13 protein-coding genes are annotated in these 20,258 nt (G+C 45.7%); 7 read left to right on the plus strand and 6 right to left on the minus strand.

The window, feature by feature from the left end; translation table 11 throughout:
* Nucleotides 1-191: 191 nt before the first annotated feature.
* Entirely contained in the window at nt 192-2,312 is a 2,121-nt protein-coding gene (locus QUB08_RS10850; RefSeq protein WP_333224743.1) for a flavin-dependent dehydrogenase, read from the plus strand.
* Nucleotides 2,313-2,350: 38 nt separating this feature from the next.
* Here the strand turns inward: QUB08_RS10850 and QUB08_RS10855 are convergent, their stop codons facing one another.
* The 3 genes from QUB08_RS10855 to QUB08_RS10865 all read right to left on the minus strand — a co-directional run bounded on the left by QUB08_RS10855 (nt 2,351) and on the right by QUB08_RS10865 (nt 4,935).
* On the minus strand, nt 2,351-3,682 hold the full coding sequence (locus QUB08_RS10855) for a hypothetical protein (protein WP_333224744.1): 1,332 nt from the start codon (nt 3,680-3,682) through the stop codon (nt 2,351-2,353).
* Nucleotides 3,683-3,956: 274 nt separating this feature from the next.
* A complete protein-coding gene (locus tag QUB08_RS10860; RefSeq protein ID WP_333224745.1) occupies nt 3,957-4,616 on the minus strand; it encodes a (2Fe-2S) ferredoxin domain-containing protein in 660 nt (219 codons plus the stop codon).
* 73 nt (nt 4,617-4,689) lie between these two features.
* On the minus strand, nt 4,690-4,935 hold the full coding sequence (locus QUB08_RS10865; protein ID WP_333224746.1) for an Asr1405/Asl0597 family protein: 246 nt from the start codon (nt 4,933-4,935) through the stop codon (nt 4,690-4,692).
* Nucleotides 4,936-5,290: 355 nt separating this feature from the next.
* Between QUB08_RS10865 and QUB08_RS10870 the strand changes: the two genes are divergently transcribed.
* On the plus strand, nt 5,291-5,833 hold the full coding sequence (locus tag QUB08_RS10870; protein WP_333224747.1) for a Dps family protein: 543 nt from the start codon (nt 5,291-5,293) through the stop codon (nt 5,831-5,833).
* Nucleotides 5,834-5,980: 147 nt separating this feature from the next.
* Here the strand turns inward: QUB08_RS10870 and chlP are convergent, their stop codons facing one another.
* Nucleotides 5,981-7,201 (minus strand): geranylgeranyl reductase, encoded by a 1,221-nt coding sequence (gene chlP / locus QUB08_RS10875; RefSeq protein ID WP_333050110.1) that lies wholly within the window; start codon nt 7,199-7,201, stop codon nt 5,981-5,983.
* A 537-nt stretch (nt 7,202-7,738) separates the two neighbouring features.
* On the opposite strand from chlP, the gene QUB08_RS10880 reads away from it, so the two are divergent.
* Nucleotides 7,739-8,131 carry a hypothetical protein gene (locus QUB08_RS10880; RefSeq protein WP_333057711.1) on the plus strand — a complete coding sequence of 131 codons (393 nt, stop codon included), beginning with the start codon at nt 7,739-7,741 and terminating at the stop codon, nt 8,129-8,131.
* A 779-nt stretch (nt 8,132-8,910) separates the two neighbouring features.
* On the opposite strand, the gene QUB08_RS32140 is transcribed toward QUB08_RS10880, so the two are convergent.
* A complete protein-coding gene (locus tag QUB08_RS32140; RefSeq protein WP_445300908.1) occupies nt 8,911-9,033 on the minus strand; it encodes a transposase-like zinc-binding domain-containing protein in 123 nt (40 codons plus the stop codon).
* A gap of 185 nt (nt 9,034-9,218) precedes the next feature.
* Between QUB08_RS32140 and QUB08_RS10885 the strand changes: the two genes are divergently transcribed.
* The 4 genes from QUB08_RS10885 (at nt 9,219) to QUB08_RS10900 (ending at nt 17,557) form a co-directional block, all read left to right on the plus strand.
* On the plus strand, nt 9,219-14,615 hold the full coding sequence (locus tag QUB08_RS10885; RefSeq protein ID WP_333224748.1) for an AAA family ATPase: 5,397 nt from the start codon (nt 9,219-9,221) through the stop codon (nt 14,613-14,615).
* 50 nt (nt 14,616-14,665) lie between these two features.
* Nucleotides 14,666-14,812 (plus strand): hypothetical protein, encoded by a 147-nt coding sequence (locus tag QUB08_RS10890; RefSeq protein ID WP_333203961.1) that lies wholly within the window; start codon nt 14,666-14,668, stop codon nt 14,810-14,812.
* A gap of 374 nt (nt 14,813-15,186) precedes the next feature.
* Nucleotides 15,187-16,080: an isoaspartyl peptidase/L-asparaginase family protein gene (locus QUB08_RS10895; protein WP_333224749.1), complete on the plus strand. Its 894-nt coding sequence runs from the start codon at nt 15,187-15,189 to the stop codon at nt 16,078-16,080.
* Nucleotides 16,081-16,282: 202 nt separating this feature from the next.
* On the plus strand, nt 16,283-17,557 hold the full coding sequence (locus QUB08_RS10900) for a carbamoylphosphate synthase large subunit (protein WP_333224750.1): 1,275 nt from the start codon (nt 16,283-16,285) through the stop codon (nt 17,555-17,557).
* A 174-nt stretch (nt 17,558-17,731) separates the two neighbouring features.
* On the opposite strand, the gene QUB08_RS10905 is transcribed toward QUB08_RS10900, so the two are convergent.
* Complete coding sequence (locus QUB08_RS10905; RefSeq protein ID WP_333224751.1) at nt 17,732-19,855, minus strand: ATP-binding protein; 2,124 nt, start codon at nt 19,853-19,855, stop codon at nt 17,732-17,734.
* Nucleotides 19,856-20,258 lie beyond the last annotated feature (403 nt).

Consider the following 20,258-nt stretch of genomic DNA (forward strand, 5'->3'; position numbering starts at 1 on the left):
AAGTGCATACCGAAAGGAGTAGATATTCAGCCACTGCGCCCCCACCAAGAGCAAGAGCGATCGAAAACCTAAAAATCTGAGAACATTGTAAACTTATTTAAAACTCAATAAGTATTCGGGAGTATAGCCTACTTTGCTCCCTTGTCAACTCCCCCATCTTTATTAATTTATTCAGAATTGAGAGCCTAATCATGCAAGAAATTCTTTATCTAGAAGTCCCGACACCGGATACAGCAGCCGTCTGCACTTGGTTGCAGCACGAATTCGATCCCGGAATCGGAGAAAAAATTATTACTGCTGACGGCTTTCGCCTGCTTTCACCAGCCACAACAGCCGAGGTTCTCAAGTCTGGAACTCAAAATGCCAATCCAAAACCCGCCTTGGCTGACACCAATTCAGGAAACCAAAATTGGCGATCGACAGAACTCTCCACCTTTGTTTGGTCACTGCAACGCACAACTTATTTAAAAGTCTTTCGTGTAGAAGAGGCGCCTGCTGGAGAAAGAAAGTTCCTGGAAGCTCTGAATCTTGCTGTGAGAAACAAGTTTCCCGATCGCTACCGGGAACCCCCTGTCATAGACCTCTCCAAACAGTCAATTTTTGAGGCTCTTGCCCCCTATTACCCCCTCACCGTCAAATACTTCCAAAAAATGCCCAAAGGTGAATATGACCTCCAGCGCGTCTACTGGTGGGAGCAGCGCTGGCGGGAAGGCACCCGCAATCCCCAAAAGCCAAAACAAGTAGTGTTTTTGAAGGAAGAGGAAACAGGGAAAAAGGCAGAAGACACGATTTCGGTGTCTGATTCTGGCGATACTTTTTATGACTTAATTTATATTGGCGGGGCCTTGGGAGTGATTCACGCCGCAGTCATGGCGAGATTGGGCTACCGGGTGCTGCTAGTTGAGCGAATGCCTTTCGGGCGGATGAATCGCGAGTGGAATATTTCGCGCGAGGAAATTCAAAGCTTAATTGATTTGGGTTTATTTACTGCTGCAGAAATAGAAACTTTGATTGCCAGAGAATACAAAGATGGCTACAACAAGTTTTTTGATGCTAACAATCCGCCCGTTGCTAAAGCGCCAGTTCTGCACACACCAAAGGTACTCAATGTAGCTTTGGACGGGGAGAAATTGCTGAATTTAGCAGGAGTTAAGCTAACAGAAGCTGGTGGAGAAATATGGGACGAAACTGAGTTTCTCAGAGCCGATGTTGAAGCAGAAAAAGTAGTATTTCAAGGCCGCCACTTGCCGACAAAAGCCGATCGCACTGCATTAGGACGGCTGCTGGTGGATGCAATGGGTTCGGCTTCTCCCATCGCTTGGCAATTGAACGAAGGGCGGACTTTTGACAGCGTTTGTCCGACAGTGGGAGCCGTCATCGACGCAGGATTTGAGCCGGGAGTATGGGATTCCGAGTACGGGGATGTGCTCTACACTCACGGGGACATTTCCCGCGGGCGGCAGCTCATCTGGGAGTTGTTTCCTGGCGCCGGCACAGAACTGACAGTTTATCTATTTCACTACCACCAAGTACATCCAGAGAATCCCGGTTCTTTGCTGGAAATGTACGAGGATTTTTTCGCAATTTTGCCGGAATACCGCCGCTGCGATGTCGATAAATTGGTGTGGAAAAAACCGACCTTTGGTTATATTCCGGGGCATTTTAGCAGCAACAGCGGAGATCGCTCCGTGGCGATCGATCGCCTAGTCTCGATCGGCGACGCAGCATCCCTGCAATCTCCCCTCGTTTTCACCGGCTTCGGCTCTCTTGTCCGCAATCTTTTCCGGTTAACAGACCTTTTGGATACTGCTTTAAAGCACAATTTGTTGACGGCAAATCACTTAAACCAAATTCGCGCCTACCAGAGCAATGTATCAGTAACTTGGCTATTTTCTAAAGGCATGATGGTTCCTAACGGGAGTAGTTTGCCACCTCAAAGAATTAATTCAATTCTCAATACCTTTTTCGGTATTTTGGCAGCACAAAAACTCACCGTAGCCGAAACTTTTATTAAAGACAGAACCGACTGGCTAACTTTCAATCGACTGGCGATCGAAGCCGCCGGGAAAAACCCTTCTCTCCTATTGTGGATTTTAGATTTTGTCACCTTGAGGGATATTTGGCGCTGGCTGGGAAGTTACTTGAATTTTACTCTGCTGGCTTTGGCCAGTTTGCTGTTCGGATGGCTTCCCAGCTTCGCTCGCAGGGTACAACCTTGGTTGGAACCCCGATATCCGGCTGTTTGGCTGTGGCTGTTGGCTACCAGCTATGCTCTCACCTATGGCATGGGAAAGGGGAGAAAAGAGTGTTGAGTTTTGAGTTAAAACTCAAAACTAGCAACTTCAGTTCGCTATCGAAAACTTGGCAATTCAATTTCAGCTAGCGATCGACGTTTTTTAGAAGCCCGCAGCGGACTGGCAATCAAGCTCAGCCAGTCTGGTTGGGCAACTGCTGTAGGTTTTGCCACACTCGATCGCACTTCTTGAATGCCAAAGGTTTCAACAGAGTTCAAAATTTGAAAAGCCCTAGCCAATTCTTGGGCGTCCACATTGGTAGCAGTTTCGGGTTCAGACTCAGCCATCGGCAGTTCAGGTTCCGCAACCGGTTCTGCCAAGTCAGTTGCCGGCTCATCAGGTTGGTAGGTTTCGCTCTTGTGCAATTGAATGCCGGGTACTTCGGCTAATTTGTGGAGTTCCAGATTGGCTGGGGCTTCAGGCTCGATCGCCTCGGCAGCAGCGGCTACCTCTGGAAGCTCTTCTGATTCCGACCAAGGTTGGACAGGGGAAGCGTTGAAGGCTGGGGGCACCGGCATCTGAGAGCTTTTGACCGCCGCGAGCAAAGATTCTAATTGTGCGCTGGCGGTGTCCAGATTATTGTCAGGCGGCTCGATCTTCGGCGACTTTACCTGCGGCCTGTCCAAACTTCTTTCCAAGGCAGCTTTGAATTGCAGAGTGTGGCGCTGCTGGCGGTGCAAGCGGGCTCGTAATTCCCTGCAAATATTTTCTGTGGCTACTAACTGGTGTAACTGTTCGTTGTAGCGCTGCACAGTAGACGCACATTCTCGCTCAACAGTCGCTAGCCTGACTTGGCTGGTTGCCAACTGACTTCTTAATTTTTCGACTAAAATTTCTTGACTTTGGAGGGTTTGATGGGAAACTTCCACTTTCCCAAACAGCCGCGTCAATTGTTCTTGAGTATTTTCGAGGTCTGCAGTCCGCTGTTCTAGCAAAGCTTCGCGATTCTGCAAGGTTTTTTGGGACTCTTCCAGAGCTGTTTCTAGCTGGGCGATGCGCTGTAAAAGGTCGCGGTTGCATTCGTGCAGCGCTTGCATGAGGGTGACTGGGGTTGATCCTTTGCCCTTAGCTTGTTCGGCATTCCCAAGCATATTTTTTAGATTCTCTGACATCGGGGGCGAGCCCGCCTCAGTCGGCTGTGTCGGAGATTGCGAATTTTTTGTTTCCGGTTTTGTGGGAATTGCATCTACGCTGATGGCGTTGGGAAAATCTACTGTTTGCCAGTCTTCTTCTGGCTGTTGGGGCACCGTTGCGGGAGTGTCTGTCGCATCGGGGGCGATCGGCTCAAAACCCCCAGTAGCAGCAAAATCTGACTGAAATGGTTCGGTATCGGATGGAACAGCAGGGTGCGGTTGGTGCTGATGGGCTCGAAGATCAGCTTCTGACATGGCTTTTTATCCCAATACTCACAGGGTCTCAGATACAGTCTATCCTTAGAGATTCTACAGAAGGAAGCCCCTCAGTGATAGTTTTTGGCATTTTTCCGGTTTTTTGGGACAATAACCTCTGAATCGAGTGGCGCGATCAAGCTACAAACCGAACTCAAATTAAAGCGTAAGATGCGCCTGTGAGCACCCTACAGATGTGAGTTTTTCGCCCAGAGTCCTATCAAAATAATTTTTCCCGATGTCTAACGCACTGTTTCGGTATCTCGGCAATCGCCTAAGCTTTAACAACTGCAAAATGTTTGTCAATGATTGCTGGAACTTCTGCCGGTGCAATGCGGCTGTAGCGAGTTCTGTCCGGCATCACAACATTTGGGCCTGCTTTGCACTGTTTGAGACATCCGGTTCCCTGTACTGTCACTTTGTCTTCTAAACCGCGCGAATTCAAAGCATTTTCTAAAGCTTTACAGACTCCTCCAGCGCCCCGCTTCAGGCAGTCTGATTTTTGACATACTAATATTTTGGTTTGGGTTTTTGCTGGAGCTTTTACAGTTTGAGCGGCTGCGCCAGAGGTGACTTGGGTTTTGCCGATCGCGCGATCGTCCGATGTCAATACCGCAACAGGCCCATTGGTGGAGTCGAGGTGTTCGTGCGATCGATCATTTTGACCTTGAGCCAGCTTGAGGCTGCGAGCTTTAAGTTTTATTTTACCGTTTTTCAAATTGAGTTCTTTCTCACCTACAACTTGAACTCTCAACCCCGGTGTCAAAACAGGCGACAGAAATGACCGCAATTCCTTGCAAAGTTTAACAAGATATTCTACTCCGCGATCGTTGCTAATTCGCAAATATTTAAGTTTGCAGCCATCTTCAATAATCAGGCCGAGGATTTCTCCCTCTAAACTGAATTCGGAAACTTGCTTGCCAGATTTATACATTTTTATGACTCCTTTAAATCCGTTACATCCGTTACATCTTCTACACTGCTCGTTGCCGAACTTCCTTCTACCTTTAGCCGATTTGCCAGCAGCCTTCGAGCCACTGCACCAGTTCGTATCGAGGGGCACTGACTTGCCTCAACACGCTCATTAACTGAGCCGCTTGTTTGACAGTGTTGACTTTTGCCCGCAAAGGTTGGTCAACCGCACACCAGCAGGGAATTTCTAGTTCTTGCAAGCGTTTGTAAACTTGCCACCTATCTAGCCAACTAACTTGCACAATGTCACAGACTTCTAATTCTGGATCTGCTGGATTCATTTTTTAACAACAGTAATAATTTGCATTAATTTTTACCCTGACTGGTAGCGGGTAGAAGTTAAAAGCCAGATTTCAGCAGAACATCAAAGATGATCAAAAGCCCTTCCTGAAAAATTCTGCCTTTTGCCCTCTGCCTTCTGCCTTCAGAAGGTTCGCCCCACTTTCAGGAAGCGTTCAGAACGAGGATCTTGTTCCAGCATAACCCAACTGCTAATAATTCTCAATAGGTTTAGAAAAAAAATTTCCTACTCTACAAAATATTCCACTATTGAGGCAGACTCTGCTTGACGGGTAAATCTAGAGTGCTAGACTAACTCTATTGGCAACAAAACTGCCTATTGAGAGGAGAACACACATGGCCCAGACTCAGAGTGCATTGAGACCATTTGGCCACATAGCCGAAAACCCAGTTCTACTGGAACATTCAGTCACAGCACCGATTTGTGAAGGGATGAACGCGCTGCTGGCCAGTTTTCAGGCTCTATACCTGCAATATCAAAAACATCATTTTGTGGTGGAAGGGGCAGAATTCTACTCCTTGCACCAATTCTTTCAAGAAAGCTACGGAGAAGCTCAAGATAGCGTCCACGAGTTGGGCGAACGGTTGAACGGATTGGGCGGCATACCAGCAGCGGGTTTTAGTAAGTTAGCCGAGCTGTGCTGTTTCGAGCCGGAAGCCGACGGCGTATATTCCTGCCGCCAAATGCTAGAACACGATTTGACTGCGGAACAAGCCATTATAGGTTTGCTGCGGCGTCAAGCAGGACAAGCAGAAAGTTTGGGCGATCGAGCTACGCGCTACCTCTACGAAAAAATCCTGCTAAAAACAGAAGAGCGAGCTTATCACATTTCCCACTTCCTCGCCCCCGATACCTTAGTGCAGTTGAACTTGAACTAACAATTCTTCTTCTCCCTCTTCCTTAGCACACGTGGCACAGGCGTCTCGCCTGTGAATTTTGACAGTTCATTATCTTAGATCAAAAAAAAGCGAGCAGTCACAAAACTGCTCGCTTTTTTTATACAAAGTGCGTTTATTCCCAGGGAATTAAGGCGCTAAAGCATTGCCACGCAACAAGCTACCAATGGTTTTGGCGGTAATCTTCATCTGAATGAAGGGATTAGCCGGTACCACGGTTTTATACAAGTAGCTATCGAATGTGAGTTTCTGCACGTCGCGATCGGCACACATTTCCACAAAAGCTTCGCGAGTAGCGTCGGAACGGTAAAACACGCGCTGCAAAATGTCGAGAACTTTGTAAGTAATGCCGTAGGCTTTATCCCACCGCTTCAAGTAAAGCTTGATTTCCTCTTCAGTCGGAATCCGCGCGCCTTTATTGGAAATCTCAACAATAGTTTCGGCGCACATCCGGCCAGACTTGGCGGCAAAATAGATACCTTCGCCAGAAGACTTGGTAACGTAACCTGCAGCGTCACCTACGAGAGCAACTCGACCGACAACCCGGCGGGGACGCGGATGTTCCGGGATGGGGTGAGCTTCCACTTTAATAATCTCACCGCCCATCAGTTTTTTGGCAGCGCGGGCGCGGACGCCTGCTTGCAGCTTTTTGATGCTGGCTTGATTGACTTTCATCGTGCCGGTACCGACGGCTACGTGGTCGTATTTGGGGAATACCCAAGCGTAGAAATCGGTAGAAACATCGTCGCCGACGTACATTTCGGCTAAGTCTTGGTAGTAAGCCATTTTATCTTCTGGCAGGCGGATGCGTTCTTGGAAGGCGATCGCATAATTGTAGTCGCCAGCGTCGATCGCCTTTGCTACGCGGGAGTTAGCGCCGTCGGCCCCAATCACCAAATCCACTTTCAGAGTTTTCTGAGTTCCCACAGCGGTACCGTTGGAGTGGTCGGCATAGTGGAGTGTATAGGGGTCAGTATTGTTGGCGGGAATCTCTAATGTGTGAACGGTGCCGTTAATCAGTTTTGCACCCAAGGAAGCGGCGCGATCGCGCATGAAGCCATCGAGAACTTCGCGGCGGCACATACCGATGTATTCGTGGGCGTTTTCAATATTGATGTCCACCTCGACGTTGGAGGGGGAGATCATTTTCATTTTTCTGACTTGGCGGTCAATAATACTTTGTGGCAAGTCAAATTCGCTGACCATGCACAGGGGAATCGCCCCACCGCAGGGTTTGGCGTTGTCTAATTTACGCTCGAATAGGTATGTTTCGATGCCTGCTTTTACCAATGTTTCGGCGGCGGAAGAACCCGCAGGGCCTGAACCTACTACTGCAACCCTTAGTGTCAAAGCTTTTCTCTCCAGTTTTTTTCTATAGGCATTACTCAGGTGTGATGGTATCACGGAGTTTGGATGCGGTGGGGTGAAGCAGGGGAGATTTCAATGAAATGAAACAGAGCTTAACAGTTCGATACGAAAATCGGGTTTCCGGCAGTAGGTGCGATCGAATATCTTAAATCTTTCAGTGTAGATGAAGGTGGATGGACGGTGATGTGCGATCGAACATTTTGCCCTATTTTCTAAGAACAGGCTTTCCGGCCTGTTCCACAAAGAATGAATTTTCTGCTTGTGGGGAGTAGGGGTTGGGCTTCTAGCCCGCCCGGACATGAACAGGCTTGCCTAGCCTGTTCCACAACAGATAAATTTTCTGCTTGTGGGAGTAGGGGTTGGGCTTCTAGCCCGCCCGGACATGAACAGGCTTGCCTAGCCTGTTCCACAAAGAATGAATTTTCTGGTTGTGGGGTGGGCATCTTGCCCGCCCATAAGAGGTTAGAACCAGTCCAATAAGTTACATTAAAGTTACTTGCAGTTATATCTAAAATTCTTATGCTCGGTAATTTTCAACAAAGCAACCTGCGGATTGAGCTTGAAGCTTCCGAAACAGCGATTAGAGATAGCTTGTTGCGTCCGAGTCAATTGCAGCAGTGGCTGTGGCCGCAGCAGTTGTCTAGCGGTTTGCCGGAAGAATTTGCTCAAGGTTTGACCTTTACAAGTTGGCTAGGCCCCGTGGCAGTTCAGCATCACGTTGATATTGTTGAGCACAATTGTCTGCGGCTGTTGTTGAGTCAGGGAATTGACGGATTTCACGAGTGGTATTGGGGCGACGGTTGGGTGCAGTCTCGGTTGGAGGGAGTGTCGCTGCTGCCGCTGAATTTGGGGCAAACGGCTAGTTTACTCCGGCTGCGGGAGTTTGTAGCCGGGAAGGGTAAGCGGAAGTAGATAAATCACTCTCCAAAATCATGAGAACAAAGTCTGGTAGTTCTGCATAGCAACGAAAAATTCTTAATCCTTTTAGGGATAAAGAAGCGTTGTAATCATGAATAAAATACCACCAAGCTCCCACAGGATTGGAGAGCTTTTTAGATTAGGAAAGACTCTTTCTTACAACAATAGCGAGATATCTTGTACATCAGGGAGTTCTTGCATCTTTCGATATCAGAAGTTTTGCCCGTATCTTTCCCGACAGATTTATGTCGCTGGCGAGGCAAAACTTTTTTATATGCGACCAAAAAATCTGTATAATAGACGGCACATTGTCTGTAAAATGCTGGGAGGGAATCCCAAAAACCTTTAGCACCAATTTCAACTCGACTTCCTATATAGCAATCCTCGCATCATTTGTGAATTTCTTACTCCCTCCCCTTAGTAAGGGGAGGGTTGGGGTGGGGTAAAAAATTTACGACTCCTGCAAGGATTGCTATAAAACCATATAATTTCTTTGGTTAAGGCATCAATTGGCAGCTCTTTCCACTGCTTGTTAGCCTTATTGCCTACAAACGACTACATTTCATCACCTTGGATCGTTAGCTTGCCTTTGTTTCTTGACTTTACTTGAAATTTCCGGGCGACTGATGCTAATTGTTGAAAAAAACATAGTATTGGAACCAGCGGGGGGACACCCTCGTGACTTTGACAATCGCAACTCAAGATATTTTTTCTAATAAAAGCTGATCTCTCAATTTTTGTGTTTCTTCTGAAATCCTTTGATGTCTGGGGTTTTAAACAAACTGCCTGTGACAATCTCTACATTCAAAATTTTGCTTAGCGCTGGGGGTGGGACAATTTTTAACGATGTTTGGATAACAGAAACGGTGACAATTTATGGAGTTGAGAATTAACAAGGCTTAGGTACGTCGCATGATAACTCCTTACCCTTACTATGCCAGACCACCTGAAAGCCACTTCGCTGCCGAAAAACTAAGAGTGTGTTATAAAAACATAATTTGTTCCTTTCTAAAGCGCTATTCTCGACACAACGAACCCGGTGTGTTTTGACTTCGCGTTAATTTTTACCAAAAAAATAAATATGCTCTCCATTCCAGGCATTGCCGTCCAGAAGTTGCTTTACGAAAGTGCCAACTCTCTGGTGTACCGGGCGATTCGGGAAGCGGATAACCAACCGCTCATCCTCAAACTGCTCAAAGAAAGCTACCCCACACCTCAAGAATTGCTACGCTACCGCACCGAATACCGCATCACCCGAGAGCTGAAAGAGGCGGGAGTCGTGCAAGTTTATGACTTGCAAAAATACCAAAACAGCCTCGTGATTTTTGTGGAGGACTTTGGCGGGGAATCCTTGAAAATATGGATGCAGCAGCGACAGTTTAGCCTCAAGGAGTTTCTGATCCTGGCGATCGCTGCCACTGAAACTTTAGGGCAAATTCATAGCGCCAATATTATACACAAGGATATTAACCCTTCTAATATAGTATTCAATCCAGCGACCGGACAGCTCAAAATTATCGACTTTGGCATTTCCACTCAGCTAACGAGAGAAATGCCAACCCTGAAAAACCCCAACATTTTAGAAGGAACCTTAGCCTATATTTCACCCGAACAAACTGGTAGGATGAATCGCTCTATCGATTACCGCACTGACTTTTACTCCCTCGGCGTCACCTTCTACGAATTGCTGACAGGAAAACTGCCTTTTGAGACAGAAGACGCTTTAGAGCTAGTTCACTGCCACATTGCCAGACAACCAGTTTCCCCGCACGAAATCGATCCACAAATTCCCCTAATTATCTCGCAAATTGTCAGCAAGCTGATGGCAAAAAATGCGGAAAATCGCTATCAAACTGCATTGGGTCTTAAGCAGGACTTAGAAATGTGTCTGGTTCAATTACAAGAAACCGATAGCATAGAAGAATTTGACTTGGGAACGCTGGATCTTACAGACCATTTCCTGATTCCTGAAAAGTTATACGGCAGAGAAACTGAAGTTGATAATTTATTAAAAGCCTTTGAAAGAGTTCGTAATGCTAGTGCCGAAATGATGCTAGTAGCTGGCTTTTCTGGGATTGGTAAAACCGCAGTAGTGAACGAAGTACATAAGCCGATCGCCCGACAGCGTGGCTATTTTATCAAAGGCAAATACGACCAATTTCAACGCAATATTCCCTTTAGTGCATTTGTGCAAGCATTTCGGGAATTGATGGGACAATTCTTGTCAGAAAGTGACGCTCAATTACACAGATGGAAAACCCTGATTCTCACTGCAGTAGGCGAGAGCGGGCAAGTCTTGATTGACGTAATTCCTGAATTAGAACACATCATTGGTGCTCAAAGTCCTGCACTAGAATTGTCGGGGAGTGCCGCCCAAAATCGCTTCAATCTGCTGATGCAGAAATTTGTGCAAGTATTTACGCAAGCAGAACATCCCTTAGTGATGTTTCTGGACGATTTGCAGTGGGCAGATTCAGCATCTTTGAAGTTATTACAACTGTTGATGGAAGATACGGGCCATCTGTTAGTATTGGGTGCTTATCGGGATAATGAGGTATCACCAGCTCATCCGTTTATGTTAACAGTGGATGAGATTGTGAAGTCTGGGGCCGTGGTGAATACGATTACCTTGCAACCGTTGAGTTTAGCAGATCTCAATCAGTTGGTAGCAGATACGCTGATTTGCGATTTATCTTTAGCTCAACCGTTGACAGAATTGGTTTATCAAAAAACCCAAGGTAATCCCTTTTTCTCGACTCAATTCCTCAAGGCGTTGCATGAAGATGGTCAAATTATTTTTAACCCTCCTCAATCCCCCACCCCCCTTTCATCCCCCCTTACCAAGGGGGGACAGAGGGGGGTACAAGGGGGGTGGCAGTGCGATATTAATCAAGTTAAATTTGCCGACGCCTCGGATGTGGTGGAGTTTATGGCGGTGCAATTGCAGAAGTTGCCTGCCGAAACTCAGGATGTTCTCAAACTTGCCGCGTGCATTGGGGCGCAGTTTGATTTAGAGACATTGGCAATAGTCAGCGAAGAATTACCAGAACAAACGGAATCAGCGCTTTGGAAAGCCTTGCAAGAAGGACTCATTTTATTGATTTCCGAAGGCTATAACTTCATTCAAGCCGATGCTCAATCCTCGAATCAGTCTGTTGCTAATCCAACTTATAAGTTCCTCCACGATCGCGTCCAGCAAGCGGCTTATTCATTGATTCCCGACGAGCAAAAACAAGCCACTCATCTGAAAATAGGACAGTTACTGCTACAAAGTTCTTCCGAGATAGAAACCGAAGAAAAAATATTTGATATTGTAGGGCATTTAAATCAAGGAATTGAGTTAATCCATCAATTAAGTGAACGCTCAGCCTTAGCCCACCTAAACTTAGAAGCTGGACGTAAGGCTAGAAATTCTACCGCCTACGCTGCGGCAAATATCTATCTACAAACGGGAATTGAGCTACTGACACCTCAATGCTGGCAAACTCAATATGAATTGGCGCTAAATCTTTATGTTGCTGCTGCTGAAATTGCCTATTTGAATGGTGACTTTGATGGTATGGAACAGATGGCCGCACTGGTTTTGCAAGAAGCCCAAACAATTTTAGATCGAGTTAAAATTTACGAAATTCAAATTGCCGCTCAGACAGCCCAGAGCAAGGTGTTAGAAACGATCGCAGTAGCAAGAGAGGCACTCTTACAATTGGGGATTGAACTCCCTGCCGAACCTGATGAAGCCAAGATTGGCAAAGCGCTACAAGCCCTTGCGGCTCTCCTCGGCGGCAGAAAGATTGAGGAATTGGTTGATCTACCTGTGATGACAAATCCACAGACTCAGGCAGCTATGCAACTGTCTGGTATGTTGTTTCCACCCATTTTCCAGGGAATGCCCGGTTTGCTGCCCCTGCTGAGCTCCACGATGGTGAGTTTATCGCTCTCCTTTGGGAATGCGCCCGCATCGACGGTGGGTTATGCGATGCACGGGATGGTGTTATGTGCCTTTTTACAAGAGGTGGAAACGGGCTATGGCTTTGGGCTATTGGCACTTTCATTGCTAGATAGGTTGAATGTACCAGAATTCAAGTCCACAGTTCTACTTTTGTTTGGTGGTTGGATTCAGCATCGCCAAGAATCTCTCTTGGCAACGATACCGACGCTGAAAGAAGGCTATAGGTTTGGTATGGAAACAGGCGACTTTGTAGACGCTGGATATAACATATATATTTGTTTTTATACTCATTTATTCGCTGGTGTAGAACTAGACTCTTGGGAACCAGAAATAGCAAGTTATAGGGCTGTCATGGCACAGTTGAAACAATATTCTGCTCGGGTTTATTTGGATATGATTCAGCAGACGGTGCAAAATTTAAGGGAAACCCATATTCGGCCGGATTTGTTAATAGGCTCTGCCTACGATGAAACGGTGATGATTCCCAAGCACTATCAGGATAATGAATTCACGGCGATCGCCTGTGCCTGCATCTTCAAACTGCTGCTTGCTTACTGCTATGGGAATTATACGGCTGCCCTAGACCACATTTCCCAAGTCAAACAGTATTTGATGGGAGTATCTGGATCGGCTTTTGTTCCAATTTTTCATTTTTATGCCGCCTTGACGCACCTGGCACTTTTTCCCGCACAACCAGCCATTGAGCAAACTGAAATTATTGCCTTAGTGGAAACCCATCAAAGCACGCTGCAACAGTGGGCACAAAATGCTCCCATGAATTATCTGCATAAATGGTATTTAGTGGAAGCAGAACGGCAACGGGTGTTGGGCAATAAAGCCGAGGCGATTGAAATGTACGATCGCGCCATTGAAGGAGCCAAAGAAAACACATATGTTAATGACGAAGCCCTGGCAAACGAACTAGCAGCCAAATTCTACGGGGAATGGGGCAAAACAAAAGTTGCTCAAGCCTACATCTTTGAGGCATATTATTGTTATGTTGAATGGGGAGCTACTGCTAAGGTAACGGATTTAGAAACCCGATATCCCCACTTATTCGCAGTAACTCAAACGGGCAGGAAAAACACTCAAACTACCGTAGCAATGACAACGACTGGTTCGGGGAATCACCTAGATATCACCGCAGTCATGAAGGCTTCTCAGGCGATTTCTGGAGAAATTATGCTAGATAAGCTACTGTCTAGCTTGATGAAAATTTTGATGGAAAATGCCGGGGCGCAACGAGGCTATCTGATTTTGTTAAGCCAGGGACAACTGTTCATTGAAGCTGAAGGAACAATCGATGACGAACTCGTCACCGTGTTGCAATCAATTCCCGTTGAAACCTGTCAAGACCTTTCGTCAGCAATTGTCAATTATGTGAGCCGCACTCAAGAAAGTGTGGTACTAGATGATGCTGCCAGATCGAGACAATTTACCAACGATGCCCACATCCGAAAGCATCAGCCAAAATCAATTTTATGTGTGCCGCTGATTAACCAATCTCAAATCATTAGTATTGTTTACTTAGAAAATAATCGGACAGCGGGAGCTTTTACCCCTGAAAGAGTGGAACTATTAAAAGTGTTATCTGGACAAGCGGCTATCTCGATTCAAAATTCTAAGCTTTATACAGAAGTACGCAAAAATGAAAGCAGGCTGGCTCAACTCAACAAAGCTTACGAGCGATTTATTCCCCATCAATTCCTCCAGTTTTTAGGGAAATCAAGCATCATTGATGTGGAATTGGGCGACCAAGTGCAGTTAGAAATGTCGGTGTTGTTTTCCGACATTCGCGACTTCACCACGCTTTCGGAAACTATGACGCCGGAGGATAATTTCAAATTTATCAATTCTTATCTTTCTCGCATGGAACCCGTCATTAATCAAAATCACGGGTTTATTGATAAATATATTGGGGATGCGATTATGGCGCTGTTTAGCGGCGAGGCGGATAATGCGGTGAAAGCGGGAATTGCTATGCTGCACCGTCTCGCTGAATACAATGAATACTGCGCTAACGCTGGCTGTGCGCCGATTCAGATTGGGATTGGGATTAATACGGGTTCTTTGATGCTGGGAACTGTGGGAGGGCCAAATCGCATGGACGGGACAGTCATCAGCGATGCGGTGAATTTAGCTTCTCGCGTGGAAAGTTTGACAAAAAATTATGGGGTGGCGCTATTAATTACCCAGCCAACTTACTCGCGCCTAAAAAATCCATCCCAGTATGCAATCCGCACCCTCGATACGGTAAAAGTCAAGGGAAAATCTGAAGCTGTGACGATTTATGAGGTGTTTGATGCAGATCCACCAGAAATTAAACAGGCCAAGTTAGCTACGCTGGAATTGTTTGCAGAAGCTAGGGCACTTTACTTGGGAGGGAAGTTATTTGAAGCGGCGCGGCTTTTTGAAGAGTGTTGGCGTCAGAATCCGGGCGATCGCGTGGCTAAAATGTACTGGGAACGCTGTGAGTCTGCATTGTTGACTCGCACAAAAATCAAAGACAGGCTACACAATTTACATTAATCATAAAAGTCCCAAACTCGATCGCTACATTCTTTGAGGGGGAGATCATTTTGATTTTTCACCAGTGGTATGGGGGCGACGGTTGGGTGCAGTCTCGGTTGGAGGGAGTGTGGCTGCTGCCACTGAATTTGGGGCAAACGGCTAGTTTGTTGCGGCTGCGGGAGTTTTTGGCGGGTAAGTATAAAGGCTCAGAGTAAGGTGAAGCCCGATCGCACTTATTTTCTCTCAAAGTCTCATTCTTCACGTTTACCAATTTTGCCTGTTAATGTGTAGTGCATCGCCTTAAATTTTACCCCCTTTTTACTCCCTAAATCTTTCAATTTCCCTAACTAACTCGAAGCCAACTTGCCTCACACTATTGACATAACTTTGGTCAGATGTCTATTAATAATTCGTAAATAACTAGGTCGGAAGGAACACAAAGCTCGACAAAAATAATTATCTCTGAAGATAGAACAACCCAAAATTAAACACCGCTAATCTATAAAACTATGAGGGAGAAAAAACTACTTAAAAATTGATTAATGTAATAAATTTTTAAGTAGAGCTTAAGATAAAAAAAAGGAAAATTATGGTATTGAGTATTATTGTTCACGGTGGAGCAAAAACCATCTCCGAAGACAAGGTTGCAGCCAACAATGCAGGCTGTACCGCAGCAGCAGAAGCTGGTTGGGCAGTGCTCACCAGGGGGGGTACCGCAGCAGAAGCTGTTGAGGCAGCTATCCGGGTTCTGGAAGCTGACCAGACATTTAACGCAGGCTTTGGATCGGTTCTCAACAACCAGGGAGAGGTAGAGCTAGACGCAGCGATGATGGAAGGCCGTTCCTTAGCTTGGGGAGCCCTCGCAAATGTTCAAGGCGTGCGCCATCCCATCTCAGTGGCGCGAAAGATTATGGATAAAAAACCCATGTTCTTAGTAGCGGATCACGCAGAACATTTTGCTGCAGAAAATGGAGCAGAGATGTCTGCAAAAGAAGACTTAATCGCGGATGAGCAACAGGAAGAGTGGGAGGAGGAAAAAGAAGTTCTTGACCGCCCCAATACCGTTGGTTGTGTAGCTTTGGATAGTAATGGCACCTTAGTTGCCGGTACCTCAACAGGTGGCACTATGAATAAGCCCGCCGGTCGCGTCGGCGACAGCGCCATTATCGGCTCAGGCTTGTTTGCTGAAAATGAACAGGGCGGTTGCTCGACCACAGGCGATGGCGAGTCCATTATGCCAGTAGTTCTAGCTAAGAGGGCGATCGACATTCTAGCGTCCGGCAAGCACCCAGACGAAGCAGCGCAGATGGCAATTGAGACTCTGGCATCTAAGGTAGCAGGAGAAGCTGGGTGCATCCTCATAGACCCTCAAGGGCGGGTTGGCTGGGCGCATAACTCAACCGACATGGCTTGTGCTTATAGAACCTCAGAAATGGACAAGGTGGCTGTGTTCACTAAGAAAAAACAACTCGTCCATCGTTGAAATTATGGAGGTTGGATTCTCTCTAGTTGGAAAGAGTTAAAATTCCGCAACTAATCTCTTTTTTCCTAGGTATTAAGTAGCTGGACATCAATAAACATTTTTTCAATTTGTAGGGCGGGCATTGCCCACCCTACTTTTAATTATGTCGAGCTACTTAGTGGCAGGGAAAACAGTTCTATTCAAACTCGACTTGGATGTTTCTATGAACTCAACATACGACTTTCCTTACTTTCAAGGCAACTCTCTTTCCGATTTGTTTGCTCCAGACATCACAGATGCACGTTATGCGTTCATCCTAAATTACCCTGTAACTGCCAGTTGGGCTGCTTACCCCAACAGGAAAAAATACTTTATTCAAGACGGCAGCAGTGAAGCCACCAAAACTTCTTTCGACAAGATTGGTCAGAAGGAACCTTGGAAAAATCTGGCAGTGTTAGGTGATGCCATCCCAGGGATTGTAATTAATGAGCAGCCGAACTCGCTGATTGACTATTGGCGGGAGCATTTGGGCTTCAGCAACAGCAGTATGGAGATGATAGACTGCTCAACTTATCTCGAAGATCTCAGCATAACCGATCGCTTTGACAAACTCCTGACTCTATTTCCCTTCGACAATCTCAAACCCGAAAAACACGCCGTTCATCCCGACATCCACTACCACTTGCTCAGCAAAGCAACGCTAGCAGAATTAGGCGTGCAATGTCCGAAATACGAAACCTACAATCTGCACGAAGTCAATCTCGAAAGCATTCAGTTACCAGAGCAATTCCCCTACTTGATTAAAACATCCCACGGACTTTCTGGAGAAGGCACTTATATTATCAAAAGCGCCAGCGATATGAACTACTGCTTGCAGGAAGTGAGGAAATATCTCGATATTAAGTTGCTGGATACGATTATTGTCTCGGAATTCGTCAAGAATGAAGTGCAGAACTATTGCGTGCAGTTTTATGTAAGCAAAACGGGAAATATCACGCTTATCGGCACTACCGGCCAACTTGTCACTCCAGAGGGCAACTATTTAGGGGGACTGATTCACTACCGCGAAACCGACATGAGTAGGTTTTTTGAGATGATTGCCGCTATTGGTAAATATGCTCATCAACAGGGTTATTTCGGCGTTATTGGCTTCGACGTGCTGGAAGACTCTGAGGGACTGTTGTATGCCATTGATGCCAATTTCCGAGTTAATGGCTCGACTCCGCTTTGCTTACAGCGCCATACCTTACTGGGGCGGGGAAAGGAGGTGGCTAAATATTCCAGTGACTGCCGAATGGATGGGACTTTGGAATCCATTCTTGTCACTCTGAAACCAGAACTCGATCGCAAGGACTTGATAATTTTGTCAGCTTTAGAGAAGGTTAAATACGGGAAAATCTACACGGAAATTTACGGGATAGTTGCTGGTGAGGATAGGAAGGAAATGCACCACATCGAGCAGAATTTGCACAGTAAGGGATTGCAGCAAGTTGGTTGATATCTACTCTACCGATTGCAGCGGTTATGGGGTTTTCCCCCTCATCTCGCGCCCAGGGTTCGGTGATATCGGGAAACGGGCCATCAAAAATCAAAATTGAAGGTTCCACAGCTTTGAAGTGACCCGATTCATGGGGTTTGGCCAGATAATGCCACAGTTCGCGAATATCCTCAACTACATAACACTTTGATTTAGGGGAATTTCGATCCAAAACTCTGTTCTTTCTCCGGGTTCTGATGTACACCACAGTTTCCCTTTATGCTTTTTGCTCACAATTTGATAACTAATAGACATCCCCATTCCCGTACCTTTTCCTACGGGCTTGGTTGTAAAAAATGGGTCAAATAGCCGTTTTTTGACTTCCTCTGTGATGCCACACCCATTATCAGCAATACAAATTCTGACCAATTTTGAGTTATACAGACTCGTACTAATCCGAATTGTTTTTTTCTCCACCCGATCTCGCTCATCTAAAGCATCCAGAGCATTTGTCAGAATATTCATAAATACCTGGTTAAGTTGTCCTGCATAACATTCGATCTGCGGCAGAGTACCGTACTCTTTGATCACTTCAATCTCTGGATGTGTGTGTCTGGGCTTGAGACGATTTTGCAGAATCATCAGGGTGCTTTCAATGCCTTCATGGATATCGACAGCTTTGAAATCTGCTTCGTCCAATCGAGAAAAATTCCGTAGAGATTTAACAATATCGCGGATACGTTCAGAACCTACTTTCATAGACTTGAGCATTTTTGATAAGTCTTCGCTCAAAAATTCGATCTCAATATCTTCCGACTTGGCTTGAATCTCCGATACCGGCTGGGGATAATACTTTTGATAAAGCTGTACTAGCTCTAGTAAATCTTGGGTATATTGGCTAAGATGAGATAAATTACCGTGAATAAAATTCGCGGGATTATTCACTTCATGGGCAATCCCGGCTACCAGTTGCCCCAGAGATGACATTTTCTCACTTTGGATGAGTTGGGCTTGAGTCTCCCGTAGTTCTTGAGTGCGTTCTTCTACTTTTTGTTCAAGGGTGTGGTAAGAGTTCTTTAATTCGTGACTCATTTGATTAAAAGATACTGATAAAGTTACCAATTCCTCTACGAGAGTGTCGGGCACATTTTGCTCGAAATTTCCACTGGCGATCGCCTGACTGGCTTGACTCAATCGCCGAATAGGTTTAGCTATCCATTGTGAAGTGATAATTGCTAATCCTGTTGCGATTACCAGTGATAATAGACACAGGATAATCGTCGTAGTTCTATTATAATTTATTTGCTCCATAAAATCAGATTCAGGCACGACGACTACAATTAGCCAATCCAGGCCTCTACCATCATTCAGCGGTAGCAACTGAACAAACTGCCGTTCACTGTTGAGGATAAATTCTAACTGTTCTGATTTATGAATTTGGTCAAAGTTACCAAAATATTTCTGCAAATATTTAGCTGTCTCCCGCACAAATGGTTCGCTACTTTCCACGGCGTCAATCATCTTCTGAGCTTTACCTTGTCCTTTGATTAGTGGCTCTTTTGTGGAACTAGAAATCATTGAACCCGATCGCTCCATCACAAAAGCCTTACCTGTTTTACCAATAGACAAACTTCCCAGAAATTCCCTTAAATTTTCTGAGAGGACAACAAGAGTGGCACAGACACCGACAAGTTTACCTTCTGGGTCATAGACAGGTTCGCTGGCAGTAATTGCAGGCTTACCATTGTTGACAATATTCACAAAAATATTGCTCCAAGTAGGTCTCCCTGCTTTCACAGCAGAAAGATACCAGGGGCGTTGGCGAGGATCGTAAGAAGAGTTTACCTGTTCTAGGAATTTTCGCCGATCGCCCCAATTATCCATTTCATAAAAATAAAAATGATAGTTTGTTTCTTGATTACTCGCAGTCATCGCGATTTTTGACTCTCGACGAGTCGCACCCAGATAATATCCTTGAGCATCGCCACAATAGGATGAAAAAACAAAAGGGGAAATTTGCACTTGGGTTAAAAATTGCTTAGCGTTGCGGCCATTCACCATGTCCATGTGGCCCTGTGCAAAAGCGACTGCATTCACACGATTGATATCATGAGGTTTGTTGATATATTGCTTGAGTTCTCCTTCAATGCGTGCTATTAGTTCCTGACGAAGTTGAGCCGCCACATCGTTAACCGCTTTTTGTCCATTGCGTAAGGAAAGCCAACCTGTTAAGCTCACTGCTGTAAAGATTTGTAGAACAAATGGAACAACAAGAACACCGCGCAGAGGAATTTTTAGGCACTTCGCAGTTGGAGGCATAGATGATAATGCTTAGCCATTGGTTCTTTGTCTATCATAATATCAATTCATCAAATGAGCCTAAAGCGGAGCTATCCCGATCGTGAATCGCCCTTTTTGTAGCCCCGTTACTCTGCGGTTAAAAGCGATCGCTTACTGGAAGTTTTTTATTTGTCCGTTGGTCGGTAAATTGACAAAATAGCATATATTTGATAGAGCGTTAATTTTTACATTCTACTAACAAATGATCTTATACAAAATCCGGGTTGCTCATCCCCTTTATCCTATGGTATGGTGCGTCGATCGATCGCTTTCTGGGCAGCAAGAATTGTTCGTGGCGACGCACCCTACTTTTACTAAACATCAAGGGGGTACGATACCCGGATTTGGTATTAATAGCTATCTTGGTTGATGTAAATGCAAT

It is taken from the genome of Microcoleus sp. BR0-C5, from assembly GCF_036705045.1.
Taxonomy (GTDB): domain Bacteria; phylum Cyanobacteriota; class Cyanobacteriia; order Cyanobacteriales; family Microcoleaceae; genus Microcoleus.

Bases quoted from the DNA above. Each gene is read 5' to 3' on its own strand.
- QUB08_RS10885 (WP_333224748.1), top strand. From the start codon at position 9,219: ATGCTCTCCATTCCAGGCATTGCCGTCCAGAAGTTGCTTTACGAAAGT.
- QUB08_RS10880 (WP_333057711.1), top strand. From the start codon at position 7,739: ATGCTCGGTAATTTTCAACAAAGCAACCTGCGGATTGAGCTTGAAGCT.
- QUB08_RS10905 (WP_333224751.1), bottom strand. From the start codon at position 19,855: ATGCCTCCAACTGCGAAGTGCCTAAAAATTCCTCTGCGCGGTGTTCTT.
- QUB08_RS10860 (WP_333224745.1), bottom strand. From the start codon at position 4,616: ATGTATAAATCTGGCAAGCAAGTTTCCGAATTCAGTTTAGAGGGAGAA.
- QUB08_RS10870 (WP_333224747.1), top strand. From the start codon at position 5,291: ATGGCCCAGACTCAGAGTGCATTGAGACCATTTGGCCACATAGCCGAA.
- QUB08_RS10865 (WP_333224746.1), bottom strand. From the start codon at position 4,935: ATGAATCCAGCAGATCCAGAATTAGAAGTCTGTGACATTGTGCAAGTT.
- QUB08_RS10900 (WP_333224750.1), top strand. From the start codon at position 16,283: ATGAACTCAACATACGACTTTCCTTACTTTCAAGGCAACTCTCTTTCC.
- QUB08_RS10850 (WP_333224743.1), top strand. From the start codon at position 192: ATGCAAGAAATTCTTTATCTAGAAGTCCCGACACCGGATACAGCAGCC.
- QUB08_RS10895 (WP_333224749.1), top strand. From the start codon at position 15,187: ATGGTATTGAGTATTATTGTTCACGGTGGAGCAAAAACCATCTCCGAA.
- QUB08_RS10855 (WP_333224744.1), bottom strand. From the start codon at position 3,682: ATGTCAGAAGCTGATCTTCGAGCCCATCAGCACCAACCGCACCCTGCT.